Genomic DNA, 24219 nt, shown 5'->3' on the forward strand with positions numbered 1-24219 from the left:
CGGTTGCCATCATCCGACGCAGCGCTACTATTTGCTGTGATTCAAGACAAGAAGTCCTGGGATATTTCCAACATGCGTTCATACCTGTTCAAGGCCTTACCCTTCGCCTTTGCCGCCAGTTTTGCCCAAGCCCAATCCTTGCCGGAAGCCATGCAACAGGCGCTGGATGTCCATCCGGAAATCCAGGCAGCGGTTAACAGTCGATTGGCCGCGGATTATCAGTTAAAGGCTGCAAAAGGTGGATACCTGCCACGGGTCGATCTGCTGGGCGGTTATGGTCGCGAAGGCTCTGACAACGCCACTACCCGTGCCGACACCGGTAGCAGTCGCTGGGAAACCCTGAACCGCGGGGAATCGAGCGTGCGTCTGTCGCAAATGGTTTTTGACGGTTTTGCGACGTCCAGCGAAGTAGGGCGCCAACAAGCCACCGTTAACTCCCGCGCCTATTCATTGCTGGGAACGTCCGAACGCACCGCGCTGACCGTCGCTCAGGTCTATCTAGACGTACTGACTCGCCGCGAATTCGTGCGCCTGGCCGACGAAAACCTGAAAAGCCACGAACGGATTTTCGACCAGATCAAACTGCGCACCTCCCGCGGAGTGGGCAGCGGCGCTGACCTTGACCAGGCAGAAGCGCGTATGGCCCAGGCCCGCAACAACCTGATCACCGAACAAACGAACCTGGCGGACTCCGAGACCAACTACCTCAGCGCCGTCGGCCAGCTGCCCGATCAACTGGAGCGCCCGGCACCGTTCATGGCGCTGTTGCCAGCCAACCTGAATGAAGCCCGCCAGCAGATGCTGGATAACAGCCCGGTCCTGCGTTCCGCCGAATCCGACATTGCCGCTGCCGAAAAGCAATACGAAACCGCCAAGTCGACGTTCTACCCACGTTTCGATGCTGAGTTGGGCCGTACTGCCGACAACAACCTCGACGGACAGCCCGGTTCCAGCAACGAATGGCAAGCCATGCTGCGCATGCGCTTCAACCTGTACTCCGGCGGCAGCAACAAGGCTGACCTGGAATCCAAGTCCTACCTGTCCAACCAGGCGCTGGATATCCGCAACAACGCCTTGCGCGTGTTGAACGAAGAGTTGGGCCTGGCCTGGAACGCCCTGAACAATGCGAACGCTCAGGTGCCGATCGCCCAGCAATACGTCGATCACAGCACCGCCGTGCGTGTCGCGTACCAGAAGCAATTCAGCCTGGGTCAGCGCACTTTGCTCGACTTGCTCGACAGTGAAAACGAACTGTTCACCGCTTCCCGTCGCTTGGCTGATATCAAAAACATTCAGTTATTTACTCAGTACCGAATCAAGGCGACCATGGGCGAGTTGCTCAAGAGCCAGGGAGTGGTCGCACCGTTGGCATCCGTCGTGCAGAACGACGTGAAGCCAAAGGTCCAACTGCCCGGTATGAATTGAGCAGAACCTTCATTGTTCAATTGTTAGCCAAGAGTGCCGAGCGTGGAATCAGAAGTCAGTCGAGTTCAACTCATTCATGATCCACGCGCGCTGCATGACGATCCGTTACTGGATGGCCTGCTAGCCCTGTGCACGCTGCACCAGAAACCGGCCAGCGCCGCGATGCTGACCACCGGTCTGCCGTTGCCCAAGCAGCGCCTGAGCGTCGAATTGCTGCCCCGCGCAGCCGCTCGCGCCGGTCTGCAAGGCCGGGTGCTGCAACGCAAGCTGGAAGACATTCCGGCGATTGCCATGCCGGCGTTGTTGCTGCTCAAGGACGGTCGCAGTGCCGTGTTGCTTGGCTGGCACGGTGAAGACCAGGCCCGTGTGCTGCTCAGCGAAACCGATGGCGGCGAAAGCGTCGTCAGCCGTGAACTGCTGGCCGACGACTACATCGGCAAAGTCTTCTTCGCTCAACCCCAACACAAATTCGACGTCAACCACGGCACGCTGATCCCCCGTGCGCGTTCGTGGTTTCGCGACACCCTCAAGCGCTCGCGCTGGCTGTACGCCGACGCCATCGCCGCCAGTTTTCTGATCAACATCATCGCCATGGCTGCGCCGCTGTTCGTGATGAACGTCTACGACCGCGTCGTGCCGAACCAGGCCGAATCGACCCTGTGGGTGTTGGCGATCGGCATCACCGGCGCCTACCTGTTCGACCTGATCCTCAAGAGCCTGCGCAGCCTCTGCCTGGACCTGGCCGGCAAGAAAACCGACCTGATCATCTCGGCCACGTTGTTCGAACGCATCGTCGGCATGGCCATGAAGTACCGCCCGGCCCGGGTTGGCAGCTTCGCCCAGAACATCCACGAGTTTCAGAGCCTGCGCGACTTCCTTGCGTCGCTGACGCTGACCAGCCTGATCGACCTGCCGTTTACGCTGTTGATCTTCATGGTCATCGCGATCCTTGGCGGGCACCTGGTGTGGATCCCGGTGCTGGCGTTCCCGATTGCCTTGCTGATCGGTTATGCGCTGCAGAAGCCATTGGTGGCGACCATGGAACGAACCATGGCCCTCGCCGCCGAGCGTCAGTCGAGCCTGATCGAAACCCTCGCCGGCCTCGATGCGGTGAAGGTCAACAACGCTGAAAGCGAGCGTCAGTACCAGTGGGAGCAGACCATCGGCACCCTCAGCCGCCTCGAGCTGCGGGTGAAAATGCTTTCCGGCCTGGCGATGAACATCACCTTGCTGATTCAGCAACTGGCCGGGGTGATCATGATCGTCTTCGGCGTGTACCAGATCATCGACGGCCACCTGAGCATGGGCGGTCTGATTGCCTGCTACATGCTCAGCGGTCGCGCGCTTAGCCCGTTGGCCTCGTTGTCCGGCCTGCTGACCCGTTACCAGCAAGCGAAGGTGACGATGGTTTCGGTAGACCAGATGATGGAATTGCCGCAAGAGCGCAATTTCGACGAGCGCCCACTGAGCCGCAAGGTGCTGCAAGGCGCCATCGAGTGCCGTCAACTGAACTTCACCTACCCGAATCAGCAGAACCCGGCGCTGAAGAACATCAATCTGAGCATCAAGCCCGGCGAGAAAATCGGCATCATCGGTCGCAGCGGCTCGGGCAAAAGCTCCCTGGCCAAACTGCTGGTGGGCCTCTATCAACCGGACGACGGCGCCCTGTTGGTGGATGGTGTTGATATCCGTCAGATCGACGTCAGCGAACTGCGCCACAACATCGGTTATGTGCCCCAGGACATTCAGTTGCTCGCCGGTACGCTGCGCGACAATTTGGTATCGGGTGCGCGCTATGTAGAAGACGAACTGGTGCTGCAAGCCGCCGAACTGGCCGGTGTCCACGAATTCGCCCGTCTGCACCCGCAAGGTTATGAGCTGCAAGTCGGCGAGCGTGGGCAGAACCTGTCCGGCGGCCAACGCCAGAACGTCGCCCTGGCTCGTGCGCTGTTGCTCAACCCGCCGATCCTGCTGCTCGACGAACCGACCAGCGCCATGGATAACACCGGCGAAGAACGTCTCAAACAACGCCTTGCTGCGGTGATTGAAAGCAAAACCGTGGTGCTGGTGACGCACCGTGCGTCGCTGCTGTCGCTGGTGGATCGCCTGTTGGTGATCGACCGTGGGCAGATTCTCGCCGATGGCCCGAAAGCCGTGGTGATGGAAGCGTTGAAAAAGGGGCAGATCAGTGTCGCATAAGCCAGGTTTCAAAGACTCTATCCGCCGTTACTTCAAAGGCTCCGCCTCGCTGCAAGGCCAACCGCTGCCGGAAGTGAACAAAGCGCTGATCGAAGATGCGCCGCGTGTGGTGCGGCTGACCATTTGGGCGATCATTGGCTTCTTCGTGTTCCTGATGCTCTGGGCCAACTTCGCGGTCATCGACGAAGTGACCAAGGGCGACGGCAAGGCGATTCCATCGTCCAAGATCCAGAAAATCCAGAACCTTGAGGGCGGTATCGTCTCCGAGCTGTACGTCAAGGAAGGGCAAATCGTCGAGGCCGGCGCGCCGCTGATTCGCCTGGACGACACGCGGTTCGCTTCCAATGTCGGCGAAACCGAGGCAGATCGCCTGTCGATGCTGCTGCGGGTTGAGCGCTTGAGCGCCGAAGTGGATGACCGTCCGCTGAATTTTCCAGCCGATGTGCTCAAGGCTGTGCCGAACCAGGCCAAGAGCGAAGAGTCGCTGTACACCAGCCGTCGCCAGCAGTTGCACGACGAGATCGGTGGTTTGCAGGAGCAGTTGATACAGCGTCAGCAAGAGCTGCGTGAGTTCACCTCCAAGCAGGCGCAGTACCGCAGTGGCCTGGCGTTGCAACGCCAGGAAATCAACATGTCCGAACCGTTGGTGGCTCAGGGCGCGGTATCGCCGGTGGAAGTGCTGCGACTCAAACGCGCCGAAGTGGAAACCCGCGGGCAACTCGACGCGACCACCCTGGCCATTCCACGCGCCGAATCGGCGATCAAGGAAGTGCAGCGCAAGATCGATGAGACTCGCGGCAAATTCCGCAGCGAAGCCCTGACTCAGCTCAACGAAGCCCGCACCGACCTGAACAAGGCCCAGGCCACCGGCAAAGCGCTGGAAGACCGGGTCAGCCGGACGCTGGTGACCTCGCCGGTTCGCGGCATCGTCAACAAACTGCTGGTGAACACCATTGGCGGCGTGATCCAGCCGGGCGTCGACCTGGTGGAAATCGTGCCGCTGGACGACACCTTGCTGGTGGAAGCAAAAGTCCGCCCGCAAGACATCGCCTTCCTGCACCCAGGGCAAGAGGCGACGGTGAAATTCACCGCGTACGACTACACCATTTATGGCGGGCTCAAAGCCAAGCTTGAGCAGATCGGCGCCGACACCATCACCGATGAAGACAAGAAAACCACGTACTACATCATCAAACTGCGCACCGATCGCAGTCACCTCGGCACCGATGAGAAGCCGCTGCTGATCATTCCGGGGATGGTCGCTTCGGTGGACATCATCACCGGCAAGAAGACCATTCTCAGCTATCTGCTCAAGCCGATTATTCGGGCGCGGGCTGAGGCGCTGCACGAGCGGTAGATTTTCAGCGCTGCTGCCGGCCTCATCGCGAGCAAGCTCGGCTCCTACAGGTTATGTGTCGAACGCAAAATTGCGTTCAACCCAGCCCTGTAGGAGCCGAGCTTGCTCGCGAAGGCGTCCGCCCCATTCGCCACATCCTGCCCATAAGTGACAAAAACTGTCACTCACCATCCAGTTCATTCCTCACCATTCGCCATATCGTTATTCACTAACGGTATTTAAATTTCAATTCTTATACCTATAAAGTCACTCCCCTGCGTACCTGCCGACCAATCGGCGCGCCGCACGACACGAACCAACACGGGACCTCCGTGAGTTTCTGATCGACGCGCGCGCCCTTGAGCGTGCCGTGCGTGGGAGTGATTTAAATGTCAGCCGTCTCTGCATCTCAAAGCATCGCGCCGCAAACCTTCGACATCCGCCCGTTCAGCGGCGCCGTCGGTGCCGAAATCATCGGCCTGGACTTGTCCCGCCCGATCAATGACCAGGACTTCGCCCGCATCCACCGCGCGCACCTGGATCATCACGTGGTGGTGTTCCGCGACCAGCGCATTACCCCCGAGCAGCAAATCGCCTTCAGCCGTCGCTTCGGCGTGTTGCAGATTCATGTGCTCAAGCAATTCCTGCTGACCGGCCACCCGGAAATCCTCATCGTTTCCAACATCATCGAAAACGGCGTGTCCGTCGGCCTCGGTGACGCCGGCAAATTCTGGCACTCCGACCTTTCTTATAAAGAACTGCCAAGCCTGGGCTCGATGCTGCACGCCCAGGAGCTGCCGTCCGAGGGCGGCGACACGCTGTTCGCCGACATGCACAAAGCCTGGGACGGCTTGCCCGACGCGCTGCGCAAAGCGGTTGAAGGTCGTTCGGCCGCGCATTCCTACACGGCGCGCTACAGCGAAACCAAATTCGAAGGCAACTGGCGCCCGACCCTGACCCCGGAGCAACTCGCCCAAGTGGCCGAAGTGGTTCATCCGATCATCCGCACTCACCCGGAAAACGGCCGCAAGGCGTTGTTCGTCAGCGAAGGCTTCACCACCCGAATCGTCGGTTTGCCGGAAGACGAGAGCAAACAACTGCTCGACGAGCTCTACGCCCACAGCGTATTGCCGCAAAACATCTACCGCCATCAGTGGCAGCCCCACGACCTGGTGTTCTGGGACAACCGTTCGCTGATTCACCTTGCCGCCGGCTGCCCAAGCTACCTGCGCCGCAAGCTGTTTCGCACCACCATCCAGGGCGACGCGCCTTTCTGATTTGTCGGAGATTGATCATGTCCAAACGTCTTCCATTTGCGCCGTTGGCGGCTGCCATCGGCCTGGGCTTCAGCCTGATCGCCGGCAGCCTGGTGGCGCCGACCGTGGCCCACGCCGAAGGTGAAATTCGCATTGCTGAGCAGTTCGGCATTGTTTATCTGCTGCTCAACGTAGTGCGCGATCAGAACCTGATCGAGAAGTACGGCAAGCAGGAAGGCGTCGATATCAAGGTCGATTGGACGCAGCTCTCGGGCGGCGCGGCGGTCAACGATGCGTTGCTCTCCGGTTCCATCGACATTGCCGGTGCCGGCGTCGGGCCGTTGCTGACTATTTGGGACCGCACCCACGGCAAGCAGAACGTCAAAGCCGTGGCCTCTCTCGGCAACTTCCCGTATTACCTGCTGAGCAACAATCCAAACGTCAAAACCATCGCTGACTTCACCGAAAAGGACCGCATCGCGGTGCCGGCGGTCGGGGTCTCGGTGCAGTCGCGCTTTCTGCAATACGCGGCGGCCAAGCAGTGGGGTGACAAGGAATTCAATCGTCTCGACAAGTACACCGTCGCCGTTCCACACCCAGACGCCACCGCAGCGCTGATTGCCGGCGGCACGGAATTGTCCGGGCACTTCTCTAACCCGCCGTTCCAGGATCAGGCCCTGGAAAACCCGAACGTGCACATCGTGCTCAACTCCTACGACGTGCTTGGTCCAAACTCGCCGACGGTGCTGTTTGCCACCGAGAAATTCCGCGACGAGAACCCGAAAACGTATAAAGCCTTCGTTGAAGCCCTGACCGAAGCCGCCGAGTTTGCCCAGAACGACAAAGGTGCAGCGGCTGACACTTACATCCGCGTGACCAAGGCAAAAATCGACCGCGCCACACTGCTGAAAATCATCGATAACCCGCAGTTCGAATTCAGCGTCACGCCGAAGAACACTTACCCGTTGGCCGAATTCCTCTACCGCGTCGGCGCGATCAAAAACAAACCGGAGTCGTGGAAGGATTACTTCTTCCAGGACGCCAAACCGCTGCAAGGGAGCTGATCAAGATGAACGCCCCCTTGCAAGGCCACACGGCCAGCAACCCGGCCGCAGCAGCCCAAGCGCTGTTGTCGGTCGACCAAGTCAGCCTGGAATACCGCACGCCGCAGCGGGTGGTTCGGGCCACCCATCAGGTCAGTTTTGAAATCGATCCGGCAGACCGTTTTGTGCTGCTCGGCCCATCCGGGTGCGGCAAATCAACGTTACTCAAAGCCGTCGCCGGGTTTATCCAGCCGTGCGAGGGCGAGATTCGTCTTCAGGGCCAAACCGTCCATGCGCCGGGCCCGGACCGGATCGTGGTGTTCCAGGAGTTCGATCAACTGCCGCCGTGGAAAACCGTCAAACAGAACGTGATGTTTCCATTGCTGGCGTCGAAAACCCTGAAGCGAAAAGAAGCCGAAGAACGGGCGCTGCACTATCTGGACAAGGTCGGGCTGGCGGCGTTTGCCGATGCCTACCCGCACACCTTGTCCGGCGGCATGAAGGCGCGGGTGGCGATTGCTCGGGCGCTGGCCATGCAGCCGAAAATCCTGCTGATGGACGAACCCTTCGCCGCCCTCGATGCGTTGACCCGACGCAAGATGCAGGAAGAATTGCTGCTGCTCTGGGAAGAGGTGCGGTTCACGCTGTTGTTTGTGACGCACTCCATCGAAGAAGCGCTGGTGGTGGGCAATCGGATCCTGCTGTTGTCCCCGCATCCGGGTCGGGTACGGGCGGAAGTCCACAGTCATCAGTACGACTTGCACAGCCTCGGTGGCGTGGCGTTTCAGGAGTCGGCGCGGCGGATTCATCGGTTGTTGTTCGATGAAGGCCAGTCCCCGGAAACCGAGCGTGAGCTGGATTTTTCCGACATACGCATCGCTTATTGAGCCATTGAGAGGATTGCCCGATGAGCCATCTATCGTCCCCGCGTGAAGAATTCGAAACTGATTTGCAGCCGCTGACCAGCGTACCGCTGGAGCGTGAACTGCCGCTTGGCCAACGCCTCTGGCAGCAAGGCTGGCTGCGAAAAAGCCTGATCCTGATATTGCTGGCCGTGCTTTGGGAAGTCGTCGCGCGTATTCAGAACAACGACCTGCTGCTGCCGAGCTTTCTGCAAACCAGCAGCGCCCTGTATGACGGTCTGCTCAGCGGCGAGTTGCTGAGCAAAGTCTGGATCTCGCTGATCGTTTTACTGAAGGGTTACCTGATCGGCATCGTGCTGGCGTTTGCCCTGACCACCCTGGCGGTCTCGACGCAGTTGGGTCGCGACCTGCTGAGCACGCTGACCTCGATGTTCAACCCGTTGCCGGCGATTGCGCTGTTGCCGCTGGCGCTGCTGTGGTTTGGTTTGGGGCAGAACAGCCTGATTTTCGTGTTGGTGCACTCGGTGCTCTGGGCCTTGGCGTTGAACACGTACGCCGGGTTTCTCGGCGTCTCGGAAACCCTGCGTATGGCCGGCCGCAACTATGGCCTCAAGGGCATGCGTTTCGTGTTGTTCATCCTGATTCCGGCGGCGCTGCCGTCGATTCTTGCAGGGCTGAAAATCGGCTGGGCTTTTGCCTGGCGCACGCTGATCGCGGCTGAATTGGTGTTTGGCGCCACCAGCGGCAAGGGTGGTTTGGGTTGGTACATTTTTCAGAATCGCAATGAGCTGTACACCGACAAAGTGTTTGCCGGGTTGGCGGTGGTGATTTTGATTGGGTTGCTGGTGGAGAACCTGGTGTTCGACACGCTGGAGCGGGTAACGGTGAAGCGGTGGGGCATGCAGCGCTGATTGGTTAAAGCTTCTTTTATGTTGGTATTTCAATGTTTAAGTTTTGTGGCAGGGGGCCGTTAAAGGTGCATTGAAATCCACATTTAAAAGGAATTTCTTCTTTGGCCAGAGAAGGGTTTGAATCGAATATGAATGCAGGTAAACCCAATGTTGTAGGGTGGGTTTTGTCACTGTCGTTTTTTCTTTTTGTTACAAGCCTCGTCATATCCTCAAATGACCTGCTGACACCGGGTTGGGTTTTGGCCGTAACGTGCGCTTCGATGATCGCTGCCATATTTGGCGTCGTAATTCTGATCGAACAAAAGATTCTGAGACACTTCGGTAATTACGCAGTCTCCGCTTTCTTCTGGACGATACTCATTGGTGCAGCCACCTACTTTGCCAGAATGAAGGCGATAAGTGATATCAACAGTATTTTTCCCTTTGATGCATCAGCCCTTCCTATGACGTTAGTGGCCGGTACTGTTGTTCAACTGATGATTTTTCTGTTTTGGCCCCTGGTTGCAGGGGCGGTTGTCGCCGCGATCTATCTTTTCGTCAAAGTACGAGACAGTGAGTTTTGGTCCGAGACACATCAAAATCCATTGGCAGTGATTTTTTCTGCCGCTCTGATTTGTTTCATGACAGGTATGAGCGCGTTTTACGTGGACCATTTTTTCTCGGAGACCAAACGTCTACAGATCCTGTACAGAGTCGCCCATGCGGCTGATTTCAGTTCGAATTTCAATTGCGCTGGAGTTGATTCAAAGCAGTATCACGTTTTGTTTGTGGGGCCGGAGCAGCGTCGTATCTCAATTGCAGAGATTATTCCGGAAACTTTCCTCTATTTCGGACCTCGTGTTGCTGACATCGTGCAAGAAGTGACGCTTCCCAGTAAGGAAAGTCTTGAGCTACAGGACTGTTTGCCAAGGATAGCGGAGACCCCTGATCCTCTCGCAGAGCGCATCAACGAATTGCATTTTGAAATGAAGCCGATCAACAACTAAGGGCTCAGCCCTCTGCTAGCATTGCGTCCGGATCAATCCAGATCCGCTACGAGTGCTCAGCATGCAACTCCCGGACATGAACCTTCTGGTCGCCCTCGACGCATTGCTCGACGAGGGCAGCGTGGTTGGCGCCGCCAGACGGATGAACCTCAGCCCGGCGGCCATGAGCCGAACCCTGACCCGAATCCGCGAGGCCATCGGCGACCCGATCCTGGTGCGCGCCGGCCGTGGACTGGTGCCGACCCCCAAGGCACTGGCATTGCGCGAGCAGGTGCGGGACGTGGTGGAGCAAGCGGCGCTGTTGTTCCGCTCGGCCGATGCGGTGGAGCTGGGCACATTACGCCGTCGCTTCAGTATTCGCGCCAATGACTTTTTCGTCGGCGTTTACGGCGGCAAGCTGTTCGACACCATGGAGCGTCAGGCCCCGCACTGCGAGCTGCGTTTCGTCCCGGAAGGCGATGGGGACGATGAGGCGTTGCGTGAAGGGCGGATCGACCTGAGCATCAGCAACAATCGCCCGTCGATGCCGGAAGTGAAGATTCAGAACCTGTTTGCTACTCACTTCGTCGGCCTGGCCAGGGAAGATCATCCGCTGTTTGCCGAAGAAATCACCGCCGAGCGTTACGCCGGGTTCTCCCATATCAGCATGTCCCGTCGCGGCATTGCCCGTGGGCCGATCGACACGGCGCTCAATGCCTTGGGGCTGGAGCGGCGGGTGGCGGTGATTGCGCCGAGTTTCCATGCGGCGATGTTTGCGTTGCCGGATTCCGATCTGTTGCTGCCTGTGCCCAAGGAAGCACTGCTGAGCGTACGGCGTCTGGGCCTGAAACTACGTTCATTCACCCTGCCGATTCCATTGCCGACGCTAATGCTCACTCAAGCCTGGCACCCGCGCTACGACAAAGACCCGGCCCACCGCTGGATGCGCGAAACCCTCAAGGCCTGTTGCGACGAAACCTGGCTGGCCGCCCAGCCATAATCTGCGAACCAACACAAAACCCCTGTAGGAGTGAGCCTGCTCGCGATAGCGGTGTATCAGTCGCCAAAAATATCGACTGAAATAGCGCCATCGCGAGCAGGCTCACACCTACAGTGGATAGTTGTGTCTGGCGCACTTATAAACTGCCAATAAGTCAATTTTAGTCAGTACAAAGCCCGACTAAGATGCTCCGGTATTTTTCTTCCCGGAGTAGCTATTTCATGACATCCCTGACGGTCACGGCGCCCATCGCTGCGGCCAACCCGGCGACGGCGGCTGCGCCACCGGTCTTCGGTCTGCGGATCATCATCGGTCTGGTGGGCGTGTTGCTGGCGGTGCTGGTGTCCGGCCTGAACGAGATGGTGACCAAAGTCGCGTTGGCCGACATTCGCGGCGCGCTGGCCATCGGTTACGACGAAGGCACCTGGCTGGTCGCCAGTTACACCGCGACCTCGGTGGCGGCGATGGCGTTTGCGCCGTGGTGCTCGGTGACGTTCTCGTTGCGGCGTTTCACCCTCAGCGCGATCAGTCTGTTCACCTTGCTCGGCGTGCTGTGCCCGTTCGCACCGAATTACGAAAGCCTGTTGCTCATGCGCATCTTGCAAGGCCTGGCCGGCGGGGCATTGCCGCCGATGCTGATGACCGTTGCGCTGCGTTTCCTGCCGCCGAATTTCAAACTCTATGGCTTGGCCGGTTACGCGCTGACGGCCACTTTCGGCCCCGGCCTCGGCACACCATTGGCCGGGTTGTGGACCGAGTACTTCGGCTGGCAATGGACGTTCTGGCAAATCATCGGGCCGTGCCTGATTGCCATGGCGGCGGTGGCCTACGGTTTGCCTCAGGATCCACTGCGCCTGGAGCGCTTAAAGCAGTTCAACTGGCGTGGTTTGCTATTGGGCTTTCCGGCGATTTGCATGCTGGTGATCGGCATCTTGCAGGGCAATCGGCTGGACTGGTTCGAATCGAGCCTCATCTGCTTTTTGCTCGGCGGCGGGTTGCTGTTGCTGGTGCTGTTCCTGATCAACGAATGGTCGCAGCCGATTCCGTTTTTCAAGTTGCAGATGCTCGGCATCCGCAACCTGTCGTTTGCTTTGATGACCCTTGCCGGGGTGTTGGTGGTGCTGTTGGCGGTGGTGATCATTCCCTCCAGTTACCTGGCGCAGGTCCAGGGTTATCGGCCGATTCAGACCGCGCCGATCATGCTGCTGGCAGCGCTGCCGCAATTGATCGCGCTGCCGTTGGTGGCGGCGCTGTGCAACCTGCGCTGGGTCGATTGCCGTTGGGTGCTGGGGATTGGCCTGAGCATGCTGGCGTTGTCCTGCCTCGGTGGTTCGCAACTGACCTCGGCGTGGATTCGCGACGATTTCTACCTCCTGCAACTGCTGCAAATCTTCGGTCAGCCTATGGCGGTGTTGCCGCTGCTGATGCTTTCCACCGGCAGCATCACGCCGATGGAAGGGCCGTTCGCCTCGGCCTGGTTCAACACCGTCAAAGGCCTGGCCGCGGTGATCGCCACCGGCGTACTCGATGCGCTGACCACCTCACGGTTGCATTTCCACTCGACCATGTTGGTCGACAGCCTCGGTAACTCTCCCCTGGCCGACCGCAGCGATGCCGGCCTTGCCCATCGGCTGCATGAGCAGGCCGTGGTGCTGACGTCTTCCGATCTTTATCTGTGCATGGCCGGCGTCGCGGTGGCGCTGATCCTGCTGATTTTCTGGCTGCCGACGCGGATCTATCCGCCGCGCGCGCCGACTTGAACGCTTCATTGAAACAGAAGGTTTTTATGACGACTTATCCAAAGCAAAAAGTGGCTGTCGGCGTTGCCGCAGCGATCGCGGTCGGCGTGCTGATTTACCTGGTCGCGCCAGGACTGTTCGGCAAGCGCACGCAACAGAGCACCAACGACGCCTTTGTCTCTGCGGACTTCACCCTGGTGGTGCCGCGGGTCGCCGGGTTTATCAAAGAGGTGTTGGTCGAGGACAACCAGCAGGTCAAGGCGGGGCAGTTACTGGCGTTGATCGATGACCGGGATTTGCGCGCCGCCGCCCAGGCCGCCGACGCCGAAACCCTGGTGGCCAGGGCGCAACTGCAAAACGCTCGGGCGACCCTTGAGCGCCAGGCATCGGTGATCGCTCAGGCTCAGGCGACGGTGGTGTCGGCCAAGGCCGAAATGGCCTTCGCCGAGCATGAACTGAACCGCTACAACCACCTCGCGGGCGTGGGCGCCGGTACGGTGCAGAACGCGCAACAGGCGCGGACCCATATCGATCAGGCCACCGCGCGGCTGGCCAACGCTATGGCGGTACTGGCGGCAGAACGCAAGCAGGTGGAGATCCTCACCGCCCAGCGTGACGCGGCGGAAGGTGGGCTGAAGCGGTCGCAAGCGGCGCTGGAAATGGCGAGCTACGAGCTGTCTTACACCCGCATCGTTGCGCCGCAGGACGGCATGGTCGGTGAGCGTGCAGTGCGGGTCGGCGCGTATGTGACGCCGGGCAGCAAGATTCTGGCGGTGGTGCCGCTGGCTCAGGCTTATGTGGTCGCCAATTTCCAGGAGACTCAACTGACGGATGTGCAGCAGGGGCAGGACGTGCGGATTCGTGTCGACAGCCTCGGTGGCGAAGCGTTGAGCGGTCGTGTCGAAAGTATCGCGCCGGCCACCGGGGTGACGTTTGCTTCGATCAAACCGGATAACGCCACTGGCAACTTCACCAAAGTGGTGCAGCGGATTCCGGTGAAAATCGTTCTTGAACCGGGCCAGCCGTTGGCTGGGCGGTTGCGGGTGGGGATGTCGGTGGAGGCGCAGATTGATACCGCCAGCGTTGATAAGCATGAGGTCGTTCAACGATGAAAATCTCCGTTGATCATTCTGACGCCTTCGCGGGCAAGCCCGCTCCCACAGGGGAATGCATTTCAAAGTGGGAGCGGGCTTGCTCGCGAAGAGGCCAGTGGCCGCAACTGACTTTCTGCGCCTTGCTCGTCTTGGGGATGTCCGCCTGCACCGTCGGCCCGGACTTCCAAAAACCCGAGCCACAGCAAATCACCGAATGGTCAAAGCCAGCAAAGCCTGCCGCCAGCCAAGCTGTCGCCCAAACCATGGACGAACGCTGGTGGGAGATTTTCCACGATCCGAAACTCTCAGCCCTGACCCAGCGGGCCCTGATCGATAACCTCGATCTGAAACTCGCCAGCAGCCGCTTGCAGCAAAGCCGCGCCGCCCGCCAGGTGATCACCGCTGATCGTTACCCGAACACCGCCGCCACCGGCAGCTACGCGCGCAAACGCAACAGCGGTGTGGGCTTGAGCGATCCGTCGGGCAAAAACGGCGACTCGGCGTTCAACCTCTGGGACGCCGGCTTCTCTGCGTCTTGGGAGTTGGACTTCTGGGGCCGCTTGCGCCGCGAAACTGAAGCCGCCGACGCGACCCTTGAAGTCGCCGAAAACGACCGTCGCGGCGTGTTGCTGTCGGTATTGGCCGAAACCGCTCAGGACTACATCCAGTTGCGCGGTGTGCAGAACACCCGAGCCGTCACCGAACAGAATCTCGACGTCGCCCGGCACAGTCTGAAGCTCTCGCAACTGCGCCTGGCCGACGGCGTAGCCACGGACCTGGACGTCGCTGAAGCGGCCGCACAAGTGGCGGCCATCGAGTCTCGCCTGCCGGCGCTGGAGCAGCGTCAGTCTCAACTGATCAACGCCCTGAGCCTGTTGATGGGCGAGCCGCCGCAAGCGTTGCAAGCCGAGTTATCCACAGACGCCCCGGTGCCGCAGACTCCGCGTCAGGTTGCCATCGGCCTGCCGTCGCAACTGGCCGAGCGTCGCCCGGACATCCGTCAGGCCGAAGCACGGCTGCATGCCGCGACCGCAAGCATCGGCGTGGCCAAGGGCGATTTCTATCCGCGGATCACCCTGTCGGGCAACGTCGGCTCGCAGTCCATGCAACTGAGCGATTTCGGTTCCTGGGGCTCGCGTTCGTTCGGCATCGGCCCGCAATTCAACCTGCCGCTGTTCGACGGCGGCCGTCTGCGCGGCATGCTCAACCTGCGCGAAGCCCAGCAACAGGAAGCGGCGCTGGCCTACCAGCAAACCGTGCTGCGCGCCTGGCATGAAATCGACGATCAACTGACCGCCTACAACGCCAGCCAACTGCGCCGCGACAGCCTCGCCGAAGCCGTACGGCAGAACCAGATCGCCCTGCGCACCGCGCAACAGCAATACGTCGAAGGCGTGGTCGATTTCGTCAACGTCCTCACCGTGCAAGGCGCGTTGCTGGCCACGCAGGAGCAGTGGGTGGAAAGCTCGACGGGGGTTTCGCTGGCGATGGTAGGGTTGTACCGAGCGTTGGGTGGAGGTTGGGAGTCGGTTTATCCGATAGCGAAACTTGCTACCAGTAATCCGGTTTGATCGCCGGTTTCTTGTGCGTGGGCACTCGGTTTGGAAACTGATTAAGGAGCAATTCTTCATTGGCAATAAAGCGTCTCAACCAGTGCGAGTTATCTTTCAAAGAACCTGGAGGAGGGCGAACAGAACCAGTCCGATAAGGAAGGATCACTCCAATGACCAGGTCGGGAAAATCTGTTCGAAGCGCCTTCAGTGCAGGGGTCATATCGGTGTCACTGGAAACCAGAATGATTTGCTCAATACTCTCAGCACCTTCGAGCATTGTTTGTCGGCTCGCAGTGCGATACATGCTGATTGCTATATGAACATCGGTTTCTTTTTCTTCCAACTTCCAGATATCGACTTTGTCCTGACGTGACGCATGGGTGTTTTTATCTACAAACCTTGGCGCTTTGGCTGGCTCTAATTGATGTCTTCCGAAATGCACGGCGACCTTGCTGGCACGCAAAGCCCTTATGTATGCATCCTGAGCCTCTTTGGAAACGCGGCCACGGGTTGCCAACTGGGGTTTGATTGGAGAAGTGAAGTAGTCAATCGATACGATTGAGCTTTGAGGGTTTTCTATGAAGGTTATGTGCGTCAGCAGGCTGCGCAGGTCCAACCATTTATAGGGTGTACCAGCGAGCAAGCCGTAAAACAGGTTGTAGCCATCAACGAAAAATGCGGTACGCACAAAAAATCCTCAGAAACGAAAAAACCGGCCTAAGCCGGTTTTTTCATCCCCAACTGCCAGCGAACTGAATCGCTACGTACGGGGTTGAGTAAGGCAATCCTAGATTGAGCGCGTCATGCAGGTCAACCACCAAATAATTGCAGGCTCACTCCGCTGGTTTATCTCCAGCACCGGCTCGCCAGTTTTGGTTGCTGATACCAACCGGGGTCAAGCCATTTAGGGGCTTCTGTATTAGAGGTTGTTGCAGGGAGAGGTACATTTGCCCTGCGTTCATTCTCTTAGGTCGCTTGTCTATCACCCCTTTCGCAATGAGCAATTGGTAGCTTCCTCAACTCGTGTAGGAAGTCGGTGTTTGCCTACCTTTCTTAAACAACCATGGAGCAGCCCTCTCTTTTGAAACAACACATTTCTATCCAATGATGGCTACTCGCTTGACGCCACCCCGCGCTGTCGTAGACTCCGCTCATCCGTCAGGGAGTCACGGTCATGCCGCGTTTTGGAAGTTGGGTTCTAGGATTGACCTTTGTAACGTGCGCAGTACAGGCGCAAACACCCGCGGCAGGCGATCCGCTGTTGGAAAACAGTCCGGTCGGTAGCACTTCGCAGGCCAGCAGTGAAGCTCGTGGCGTGCTGCGGGCGCGGGATCAAGCGGTGCTCGCCAGCGAGTTGCCGGGGCGTATTGTCGAGTTGCCGTTCAGTGAGGGCGAGTCGTTCAAGAAGGGCGACACCCTGGCGCGTTTCGATTGCTCGGGCTTTCAGGCCCAGCTCAATGCGGCGCAGGCTGCCACCCGTGGGGCCAGTGAAGAATTGGCTCACAACAAGCAATTGGCAGCGTTGAATTCGGTCGGGCGTTTCGAAGTGGCGCGGGCCGAGGCCAAGGTCAGCGAGACTCAGGCGCAGTCCCAGGTCTATCAAGTGCAGGTCAAACGTTGCAGCGTGATTGCGCCGTTTGATGGCCAGGTTGTCGAGCGCAAGGTCCAGCGTTATGAAAGCGTGGCTGCCGGCGCGCCGTTGCTGGATGTGGTCGACAACCGCACCCTGGAAATCCATTTGCTGATTCCGTCGCGCTGGATGGGCAAGCTCAAGCCCGGCCAGACCTTCAGTTTTGTGCCCGATGAAACCGGTCAGCCGCTGGATGCCACGGTCAAGCGCCTCGGCGCGCGCATCGATGAAGGCAGCCAGACCTTGCTGTTGGTGGCGACGCTGCCCAACGCCACGGGCCTATTGGCCGGCATGAGCGGAACGGCGCGTTTCGCGGAGCTCAAGTGAACGCCCCGGTAACGGGCGGGGCCGAGCAGGTCTTCGCCCGGTTCCTCGACCTTGAACGTCAGACCCGCGCCGCTCGCAACCCGGCGCAACTGGCTTACAGCCTGGTCAATGACGGCCAGGCCTTGTTTGGTTTTCGCCACGCGGCGTTGTTGATTGCCGGCAAGGTGCAAGCCGTGACCGGCGTAAGCACCGTGGACCCGAACGCGCCATTCGTGGCGTTCGTCGAGCAGGCGGTGGCGCAGTTGTTCAAGCTCGACCTGTTGAAGCAGGCGCGAGCGATTTCCCCCACGCTGCTGAGCGAATCGATTCAAGCCGACTGGCAAAGCCTCTCCAGCGCCCAGGTGTTCTGGCTGCCCTTGGTGGACCATCAGGGCGAGGTGTTCGGCGGTTTGTGGCTGGCCCGCGACGTGGCGTGGAACCCGCCTGAGCAAATATTGCTGTCACAACTGGGCGACACTTACAGCCACGCCTGGCTGGCGCTGCAACCGCGCAAACCCTGGCGCCTGCGCTGGACCCGAAAACGTCAGGTCGCATTGGTCGTGGTGTTACTCCTCGGGCTGCTGATCCCGGTGCGCCAATCGGTGCTGGCGCCGGCCGAAGTCGTGCCGCTGGGCGGGCGCGTGGTGGCGGCTCCGCTGGATGGAGTGATCGCCGAGTTCCTGGTCAAACCCAACCAGACGGTAAAAACCGGCGACCTGCTGCTGCGCTTCGAAAGCACCACCCTCAAGGCCCAGGCCGATGTGGCTGATCGTGCGCTGGGTGTGGCTGAAGCCGAGCTCAAGGCCAATTCCCAGCGTTCGTTCGCCGATGCTGAATCCAGTTCGAAAATTGATTTATTGGCCGCGCGGGTCGAGCAGAAACGCGCCGAACGCGACTACGCCCGCGAGTTGCTCAATCGCAGTGAAGTGCGCGCTGAACGCGACGGCATCGCAGTGTTTGCCGATGCCGAACGCTTGACCGGCAAACCGGTGCAGACCGGCGAACGTTTGATGGAAATTGCCGATCCGAACCAGGCTGAATTGCGCATCGAACTGGCGGTGGGCGACGCGATCTCGCTGGAACCGGGGGCCGAAATCTCGCTGTTTCTCGACAGCGATCCGCTGAAGCGCCACCTCGCCACGCTGGAGCGCTCGGCCTACGAGGCGCAACCGACCGCCGGCGGGCAGCTTGCGTACCGGTTGGACGCCAATTTCACCGATGCCCCACCGCGCATCGGCCTGCGCGGCACGGCGAAAATCTTCGGCGATCGCGCACCGCTGGCGTTGTACCTGCTGCGTCGGCCACTGGCCGGCCTGCGTCAGAGCGTGGGCCTGTAAATGCATCTGCCGAGCCTGCGTGCCGACCTGCAATTGTCGCCCGCGGCGCCGGCATTGGACGGCTCGCCGCGCTGGACGTTGGCCGATCCGGTGCGCGGGCGTTATTTCAAACTAGGCACGGCGGCGATGCGCCTGTTGCGCCACTGGTCACTGGGCGATGCCGAGCAAATCTTGCGCGCGGCCAATCGCGAACCGGGCCTGCCGCTGGACGGCACGGAGCTTGAGCAGTTGCTGGAGTTTCTGCGCGGTCACGATTTGATCAGCGCCATGGACGATCAGCAGCGCGCCAGTTACCGGCTCAAGGCTTTGGCGCAGAAGCAGAGCCTGTGGCAAATCCTGCTGCATCAATACCTGTTTTTCCGTATTCCACTATGGCGCCCCGACGCGTTTCTCAATCGCGCCTGGCCTTGGCTGGAGCGTTTTGGGCCGCGGGCGTTGCGCTATGGATTACCGGCCACCTTGGGGCTGGGGGTGTTTCTGGTGTCGAGGGACTGGCAGCGCTTTGTGGCGACGTTCCCGCATTTGTTCAGCCTCGGTGGTGCCTTGTCCTTCGGCGTGGCGCTGTTCTTCGCCAAGCTGTGTCACGAGTTCGGCCACGCGTTCATGGCCAAGCGCGCCGGTTGCCGGGTGCAGAGCATGGGCGTGGCGTTCATGGTGATGCTGCCGATGTTTTATACCGACGTCAGCGACGCCTGGCGGGTCAACGATCGGCGCGCGCGGCTGCTGATTGGTGCTGGCGGTGTTATGGCGGAACTGTTGCTGGCCTGCATCGCGCTGCTGGCCTGGTCGCTGCTGCCGGATGGCCCGGCGCGCACGGCGGCGTTCATGCTTGCCAGTGCCACGTGGATCACTACGCTGGTGATCAACCTCAACCCGTTCATGCGCTTCGATGGTTACTTTTTGCTCAGCGATTTTCTTGAAGTGGACAACCTCCAAGGCCGGGCCTTTGCCCTGTGCCGCTGGCGTCTGCGTGAGTTTCTGTTTGGCTATGGGGAAGCGGCGCCGGAGCCGTGGTCGCCGAAGATGCAGCGGCGTTTGTTGATGTGGGGGTATGGCTCATGGTTGTGGCGTGCAGTGTTGTTTTTCGGGATCGCGTTGGCGGTCTACCACCTGTTCTTCAAGGTATTGGGGATTTTCCTGATGCTGGTGGAGTTGGTGTGGTTCATTTTTCTGCCGATCATGAGTGAGTGGCGCCAGTGGTGGACCCGCCGGGAACAGGCCCACGGACCGCGGGTGTTGCTCAGTGGCCTGGCGTTGCTCGGCGTGCTGTTGGTGCTGGTGTTGCCCTGGCGCAGCGCGGTGGAGTTGCCGACGATGCTCGAGGCCGGACGCGCCAGTGCCTTGCATGCGCCGGTGGCGTCGCGGGTCAAACGCGTGAATGTGCATGACGGTCAGGTAGTCGCCGAGGGTGATGTGCTGGTCGAGCTGGAATCGCCGGATCTGGACTCGCGCCAGGCTATTGTCCGTCAGGAAATTCAGATCCAGCAGTTGCAGATGCGCCGTCAGGCCGGTCGCAGCGAAACGGCAGCGGATGCCAATATCGTCGAACAGCGCCTGGCCGAAGCGGTAGCCGAATACCGTGGGCTGGCCGCTCAGCGCGAGCGCCTGTTGCTGCGTGCACCCCACGCCGGCACGGTGCGCGATTTACTGCCGCAACTGGTGCCCGGTCGTTGGCTGGCCACCAAAGACCCATTGGCGCGGGTGGTCGAAGACGGCGCGCGGTTGCGCGGTTATCTGGCCGAGGCGGACCTCTGGCGTGTGACGCCGGGGGCGCACGGGCGCTTTATCGCCGACGACCCGATGCACCCGGCGGTCGCCGTGCAACTGACGGACATCGACGCCAATGGCGTCTCTTATGTTGATCAGGAAGCGCTGACGTCCGACCATCACGGGCCGATTGCCGTACGCCGTGATCAGTCGCAACGGGCCGAGCCGGTGCAAGCGCAATACGGCGCGCGGCTTAGCCTGCTCGACAACGCGCCGATGCCGATACAACCCTTGCGCGGAATCGTGGTGTTGCAGGGCAGCGGTGAGTCGTTGTTGGGAACGGCCTGGCGGCGCATGGCGGCGCTGGGTGTGAGGGAAAGTGGTTTCTAAGGGAGAGCAGCATGGCGAACAACGGTGCAGTGGCGGCGGACGGTTTGGTGGTGCGGCCTTCGCGGGCCAGTGACGGGCCTTTTCTGCAAAGTCTGTATCAGGCGGCCAGGCCCGATCTGCAATGGATCGACGGCGAGCCTGAACGCGTCGAAGAACTGGTGGCCCAGCAGTTTTGGGTACAGGAGCAAGGGATCGAGGCTGAATATCCCAACGCGATGCATTACGTGGTGGAAAAACTCGACACACCCATCGGCGCGCTGACCACGGATTTCGGCCCCAATGAAATTCGTGTGTTGTACCTGGCGTTCATTCCTCAAGCTCGCGGCCAGGGGTATGGCCGCACGGTGCTGCAAGGGGTGCAAAAAGCCGCACAGCAAATCCGCTGCCCGGTGGCGACGGTGGTCTGGGCGAGCAACCCCCATGCGCGTCGGCATTACCTGGCGCTGGGGTTTGCGGTCGAGGAGTGCAACCCCGCCGCCGAACGCCTCGTCTGGTACCCCCAATAACCCCTGTAGGAGCTGCCGAAGGCTGCGATCTTTTGATTCTGTTTTTTTAACAACAAGATCAAAAGATCGCAGTCTTCGGCAGCTCCGACCTGGGTACAGCTTCAGACAAATACACCTAACGCATTTCCACCGATATGGATTGAGCAATAGCCCAGGAAAGAATAGGCAAGAATCCTCGTCGGAATTATGACCAGGCAACGTAGATTTGAGGGGAAGCGAACAATCTCGTTAATTGCCTGAGAATCAGTGAAAGACAAAAAATCATCATCCAGCAAAAGCATGGTTGAAACGTGGGACAAGCGACAGTATCGACCATAGGCGCCGTCTCCCATCACTCGACGATTTCGGGCGATAAAGTACGACTTCCTGAGCAGGGATTCGATCTCTGCCAATTTGACAAAGCTGATGTATACCTTTGCAAGCACTGCCATAAAAGCCAGCACCAGACAGGCGATCAACGTTGCGATAAAGACAAGTTTCAGGTCGCTGGCGGGTTTTGAGAGGGCAGTGCATAACCACTCGAAACTCAGCCAAAACACAAATAGAGCCGCACCAGCCACGCCGAGTCGGAAGAGACAGCCTGAGATGTTCACCCATTTTTTCAGACGATCAGGAAAAGTCTCAGCTTCCATGATCGCTTGCGGGTCCAGCATTTGAAAATGATCGAAGCGGCCTGTCAGCGCTCTTATTTGCCTGACTCTTCTCATTCTTCCCAATGGTCCGTTTCCCATTTTTTTCCTATTAATGCTTACAAGATCAGAGGTAACGAAGTGGTCTTCCATCTGATTAAGTCGAAAATAGGCTGCGAACAACACCAACGCTTCGCTCAGGATAAAGAGCAACAGAACTACTGCCCATGAGCAGGTAAAAATGAGATGAAGATGAGAGGGGATCACGTGTAGTCCTTAACGTTTATCCAGCGTCCTGAATTCATAAACGGATGGGCATAACTTGATATAAGAATTTTAGCGCACGGTAATTCATCAATTTTTCAAGGGGATTATTTACTCATCTCGTAAAGTTTCTCACCGATTACATCCCCGGCTTGGGTACCGCCATCTGCCATTTGCGCGGCTAGTACACCACTCACAACCAACATGCATACGACTCCACCCGCCCCGGCAGTTCCTACACCAATTGCGGCACATGTCATTGGAGCTATAGTCGGCGCCAGTCTGCCCGCTATCACTCCGCCTAGAACGTTTCCAGACAGCTTCGATCCCTCTATAAATCTAGCCTGACGGCACTCCTCCTCACGTCCGGTGCGACACGTTTCGTAAATCTTCATCGCCGCAGAACTGGCGCCAAGGCCAATGGCCACGTATCCACCGGCCTTCATGTATTTTGCGGCTCGCGCCACACCCTGGATATTTGTCGCGTAGCCAGGCAATTGAGTCGGTGCACCTGCCTTGTTCCAGTTATGTACGATTCTTCGTGAAGATAAACCTAGCGCCCGCTTAAGTTTCGGGTGATCCGGAATACCCGTTGTCTTTCGAACCAACGGGCTCAAACTGACATCAAGCTTCGTCATCAATCTTTTGCGTTGGGCAAAAAACTCCGGTGAGTTGAGATTGCCATATTGGCGATATTGCTCTTCGTGCAGGCGCTTCAATTCTTTAAGCGTGTTCTCAAGCGTTTCAATGTGCTGCCCCACCATGATCGACGCGACACCCAGCCCGCCGGAAGAAACCCCTAGAAATGGCTCAATCACATCATGGTGCTCAACCATGAACGAAGCCTCTTCATCCGTCAGATCCTTAAGCGCTTCATTCACTTTCTCCGCCGCCGCCATCATATGCGCCTCTTCGCGTCGACACATGTAGTTGCGCGAGTCGCTGAAGATGACCATTTGCCCCGGTTTGACCTGTTCGCCGAGGTGACGATTGAGCGAACGGAATTCGCGGCGCAGGGCATCGCTGGGTGTCGTTTCGTACAGCGCACGCTCCAGCACTTCGAGGGTTATGGGTTTTTGGACAATGTGAAAACCCGACTCTGCCGGTTGGGGCAGGGCGTAGGCGTGTTCTTCCACCAGATGCTGGGCGGGAGGTGGCTCGGGTTTGGGTTTGAAGGCGTTCCAAGAGGCGCCGCCGTTATCGGTAACAACGCGTGGTTTCACTAAGACCCACTCGCCGTTGCTGATGGCTTCGACGAGTTTTCGCTGGTTGGCGCCTTGCAGGTAGTTGGATTGATTGAGGCCCATTGCATCGAGCAAGGCATCGAAACCCGGCAGTTCATCCGGGCGATTGAGTGCCTGTCGAAAGGTGTCCATGGCTTGGTGGATGTCGAGTACCTGTTGGCCGTGGAGTTCGCGTTGAGGGATGAGTCTGGTCACGTCCGTGTCCCGTTCTGCAAAACGGGGAACTTTGGCGAGCGAACTCAAGCTTGAATGCCGGGTGATTCTGTTTTGTGTGTAGGGCTATTCCGATTTGTCTGTGGTGTTGATGCTCGGGGTAATGAGCGTCAACCGAGCCCTAGATAACCTCGATGCCCGGATCTGAAATACAAAACACCAGTGGGAGCGGGCTTGCTCGCGAAGGCGTCGTGTCAGGCAACATTTTTGTCGACTGAACTGACGCCTTCGCGAGCAAGCCCGCTCCCACAGGGGTTGTGTATTGAGTCAGTTGAAGGTGACGTGGAAGTAAGCCATCGCCGGGTCCCGGCCCATCGGTGGCACCCGTGAGACGAAGATACCCTCGACCCGTCCCAGTTCCGGTAACTCCAGAGCACACAAGCCGTCGACAAACTCAGTCGGTTCCAGACTGCTCAATTCGACGCTGAACGGCATGCGCTCGCTGTAGCGCATTTTCGCCATGGGCTTTTCTTCAAGGTGGTCGATGTGAAATTGCAACGCAGTGCCGTCGGGCAGGTGCAGGGTGCCGATCCGTCCGAGCAATGCCTGGAAATGTTGGCTTTGAACCGTTTGCAGCATGGTCTCGCTCCAGCCAGTTGGGAGGCCGGG

The 24219-nt window shown here is 59.1% G+C and carries 20 protein-coding genes; 16 read left to right on the top strand and 4 right to left on the bottom strand.

All coding sequences use genetic code 11. The features are described 5' to 3' along the window. Positions 1-72: 72 nt before the first annotated feature. From JFT87_RS05340 to JFT87_RS05395, 12 genes are all read left to right on the top strand, one after another. Positions 73-1425: a TolC family outer membrane protein gene (locus tag JFT87_RS05340; protein WP_201199446.1), complete on the top strand. Its 1353-nt coding sequence runs from the start codon at positions 73-75 to the stop codon at positions 1423-1425. A 42-nt stretch (positions 1426-1467) separates the two neighbouring features. Next, positions 1468-3624 carry a type I secretion system permease/ATPase gene (locus JFT87_RS05345; RefSeq protein WP_201199447.1) on the top strand — a complete coding sequence of 719 codons (2157 nt, stop codon included), beginning with the start codon at positions 1468-1470 and terminating at the stop codon, positions 3622-3624. Then, positions 3614-4981: an HlyD family type I secretion periplasmic adaptor subunit gene (locus JFT87_RS05350; RefSeq protein ID WP_201199448.1), complete on the top strand. Its 1368-nt coding sequence runs from the start codon at positions 3614-3616 to the stop codon at positions 4979-4981. Before JFT87_RS05345 ends, JFT87_RS05350 begins: the two co-directional genes overlap by 11 nt. Positions 4982-5349: 368 nt before the next feature. Next, entirely contained in the window at positions 5350-6237 is an 888-nt protein-coding gene (locus tag JFT87_RS05355; RefSeq protein ID WP_201199450.1) for a TauD/TfdA dioxygenase family protein, read from the top strand. 17 nt (positions 6238-6254) lie between these two features. Beyond that, positions 6255-7280: an ABC transporter substrate-binding protein gene (locus JFT87_RS05360; RefSeq protein ID WP_201199452.1), complete on the top strand. Its 1026-nt coding sequence runs from the start codon at positions 6255-6257 to the stop codon at positions 7278-7280. 5 nt (positions 7281-7285) lie between these two features. Beyond that, positions 7286-8146 carry an ABC transporter ATP-binding protein gene (locus JFT87_RS05365; RefSeq protein ID WP_201199454.1) on the top strand — a complete coding sequence of 287 codons (861 nt, stop codon included), beginning with the start codon at positions 7286-7288 and terminating at the stop codon, positions 8144-8146. 20 nt (positions 8147-8166) lie between these two features. Then, complete coding sequence (locus JFT87_RS05370) at positions 8167-9033, top strand: ABC transporter permease (RefSeq protein WP_201199456.1); 867 nt, start codon at positions 8167-8169, stop codon at positions 9031-9033. Positions 9034-9134: 101 nt separating this feature from the next. After that, positions 9135-10019 (top strand): hypothetical protein, encoded by an 885-nt coding sequence (locus tag JFT87_RS05375; RefSeq protein WP_242487237.1) that lies wholly within the window; start codon positions 9135-9137, stop codon positions 10017-10019. 61 nt (positions 10020-10080) lie between these two features. Continuing rightward, the gene (locus JFT87_RS05380; RefSeq protein WP_201199457.1) at positions 10081-10998 is read left to right on the top strand and encodes a LysR family transcriptional regulator; all 918 of its coding nucleotides are present in this window, start codon (positions 10081-10083) and stop codon (positions 10996-10998) included. 221 nt (positions 10999-11219) lie between these two features. Next, a complete protein-coding gene (locus tag JFT87_RS05385; protein WP_201199458.1) occupies positions 11220-12758 on the top strand; it encodes an MFS transporter in 1539 nt (512 codons plus the stop codon). A gap of 26 nt (positions 12759-12784) precedes the next feature. Continuing rightward, entirely contained in the window at positions 12785-13849 is a 1065-nt protein-coding gene (locus JFT87_RS05390; RefSeq protein ID WP_201199459.1) for an HlyD family secretion protein, read from the top strand. Continuing rightward, positions 13846-15402, top strand: coding sequence for an efflux transporter outer membrane subunit (locus tag JFT87_RS05395; protein ID WP_201199460.1), 1557 nt, complete (start codon positions 13846-13848; stop codon positions 15400-15402). The genes JFT87_RS05390 and JFT87_RS05395 overlap by 4 nt, the downstream gene beginning before the upstream one ends. Here JFT87_RS05395 and JFT87_RS05400 read toward each other — a convergent pair. Next, positions 15383-16072, bottom strand: a complete 690-nt coding sequence (locus JFT87_RS05400; RefSeq protein WP_201199461.1) for an NYN domain-containing protein — start codon at positions 16070-16072, stop codon at positions 15383-15385. The two genes, JFT87_RS05395 and JFT87_RS05400, sit on opposite strands and share 20 nt — an antisense overlap. 486 nt (positions 16073-16558) lie before the next feature. On the opposite strand from JFT87_RS05400, the gene JFT87_RS05405 reads away from it, so the two are divergent. The 4 genes from JFT87_RS05405 to JFT87_RS05420 are packed head-to-tail and all read left to right on the top strand — an operon-like array spanning position 16559 to position 21260. Then, positions 16559-17341 carry an efflux RND transporter periplasmic adaptor subunit gene (locus JFT87_RS05405; protein WP_201199462.1) on the top strand — a complete coding sequence of 261 codons (783 nt, stop codon included), beginning with the start codon at positions 16559-16561 and terminating at the stop codon, positions 17339-17341. Beyond that, positions 17338-18657 (top strand): HlyD family efflux transporter periplasmic adaptor subunit, encoded by a 1320-nt coding sequence (locus JFT87_RS05410; protein WP_201199473.1) that lies wholly within the window; start codon positions 17338-17340, stop codon positions 18655-18657. Before JFT87_RS05405 ends, JFT87_RS05410 begins: the two co-directional genes overlap by 4 nt. Beyond that, complete coding sequence (locus JFT87_RS05415; RefSeq protein WP_201199475.1) at positions 18658-20754, top strand: HlyD family efflux transporter periplasmic adaptor subunit; 2097 nt, start codon at positions 18658-18660, stop codon at positions 20752-20754. It abuts the gene before it with no gap. Positions 20755-20765: 11 nt separating this feature from the next. Continuing rightward, positions 20766-21260, top strand: coding sequence for a GNAT family N-acetyltransferase (locus JFT87_RS05420; RefSeq protein WP_201199476.1), 495 nt, complete (start codon positions 20766-20768; stop codon positions 21258-21260). Between the two features lie 101 nt (positions 21261-21361). On the opposite strand, the gene JFT87_RS05425 is transcribed toward JFT87_RS05420, so the two are convergent. From JFT87_RS05425 to JFT87_RS05435, 3 genes are all read right to left on the bottom strand, one after another. Continuing rightward, the gene (locus JFT87_RS05425) at positions 21362-22156 is read right to left on the bottom strand and encodes a hypothetical protein (protein WP_342367167.1); all 795 of its coding nucleotides are present in this window, start codon (positions 22154-22156) and stop codon (positions 21362-21364) included. 104 nt (positions 22157-22260) lie between these two features. Beyond that, on the bottom strand, positions 22261-23592 hold the full coding sequence (locus JFT87_RS05430; protein ID WP_201199477.1) for a hypothetical protein: 1332 nt from the start codon (positions 23590-23592) through the stop codon (positions 22261-22263). Between the two features lie 285 nt (positions 23593-23877). Next, positions 23878-24189, bottom strand: a complete 312-nt coding sequence (locus tag JFT87_RS05435; protein ID WP_201199478.1) for a DUF6916 family protein — start codon at positions 24187-24189, stop codon at positions 23878-23880. Positions 24190-24219 lie beyond the last annotated feature (30 nt).

Source organism: Pseudomonas sp. TH15, assembly GCF_016651105.1.
Classification (GTDB): Bacteria; Pseudomonadota; Gammaproteobacteria; order Pseudomonadales; family Pseudomonadaceae; genus Aquipseudomonas.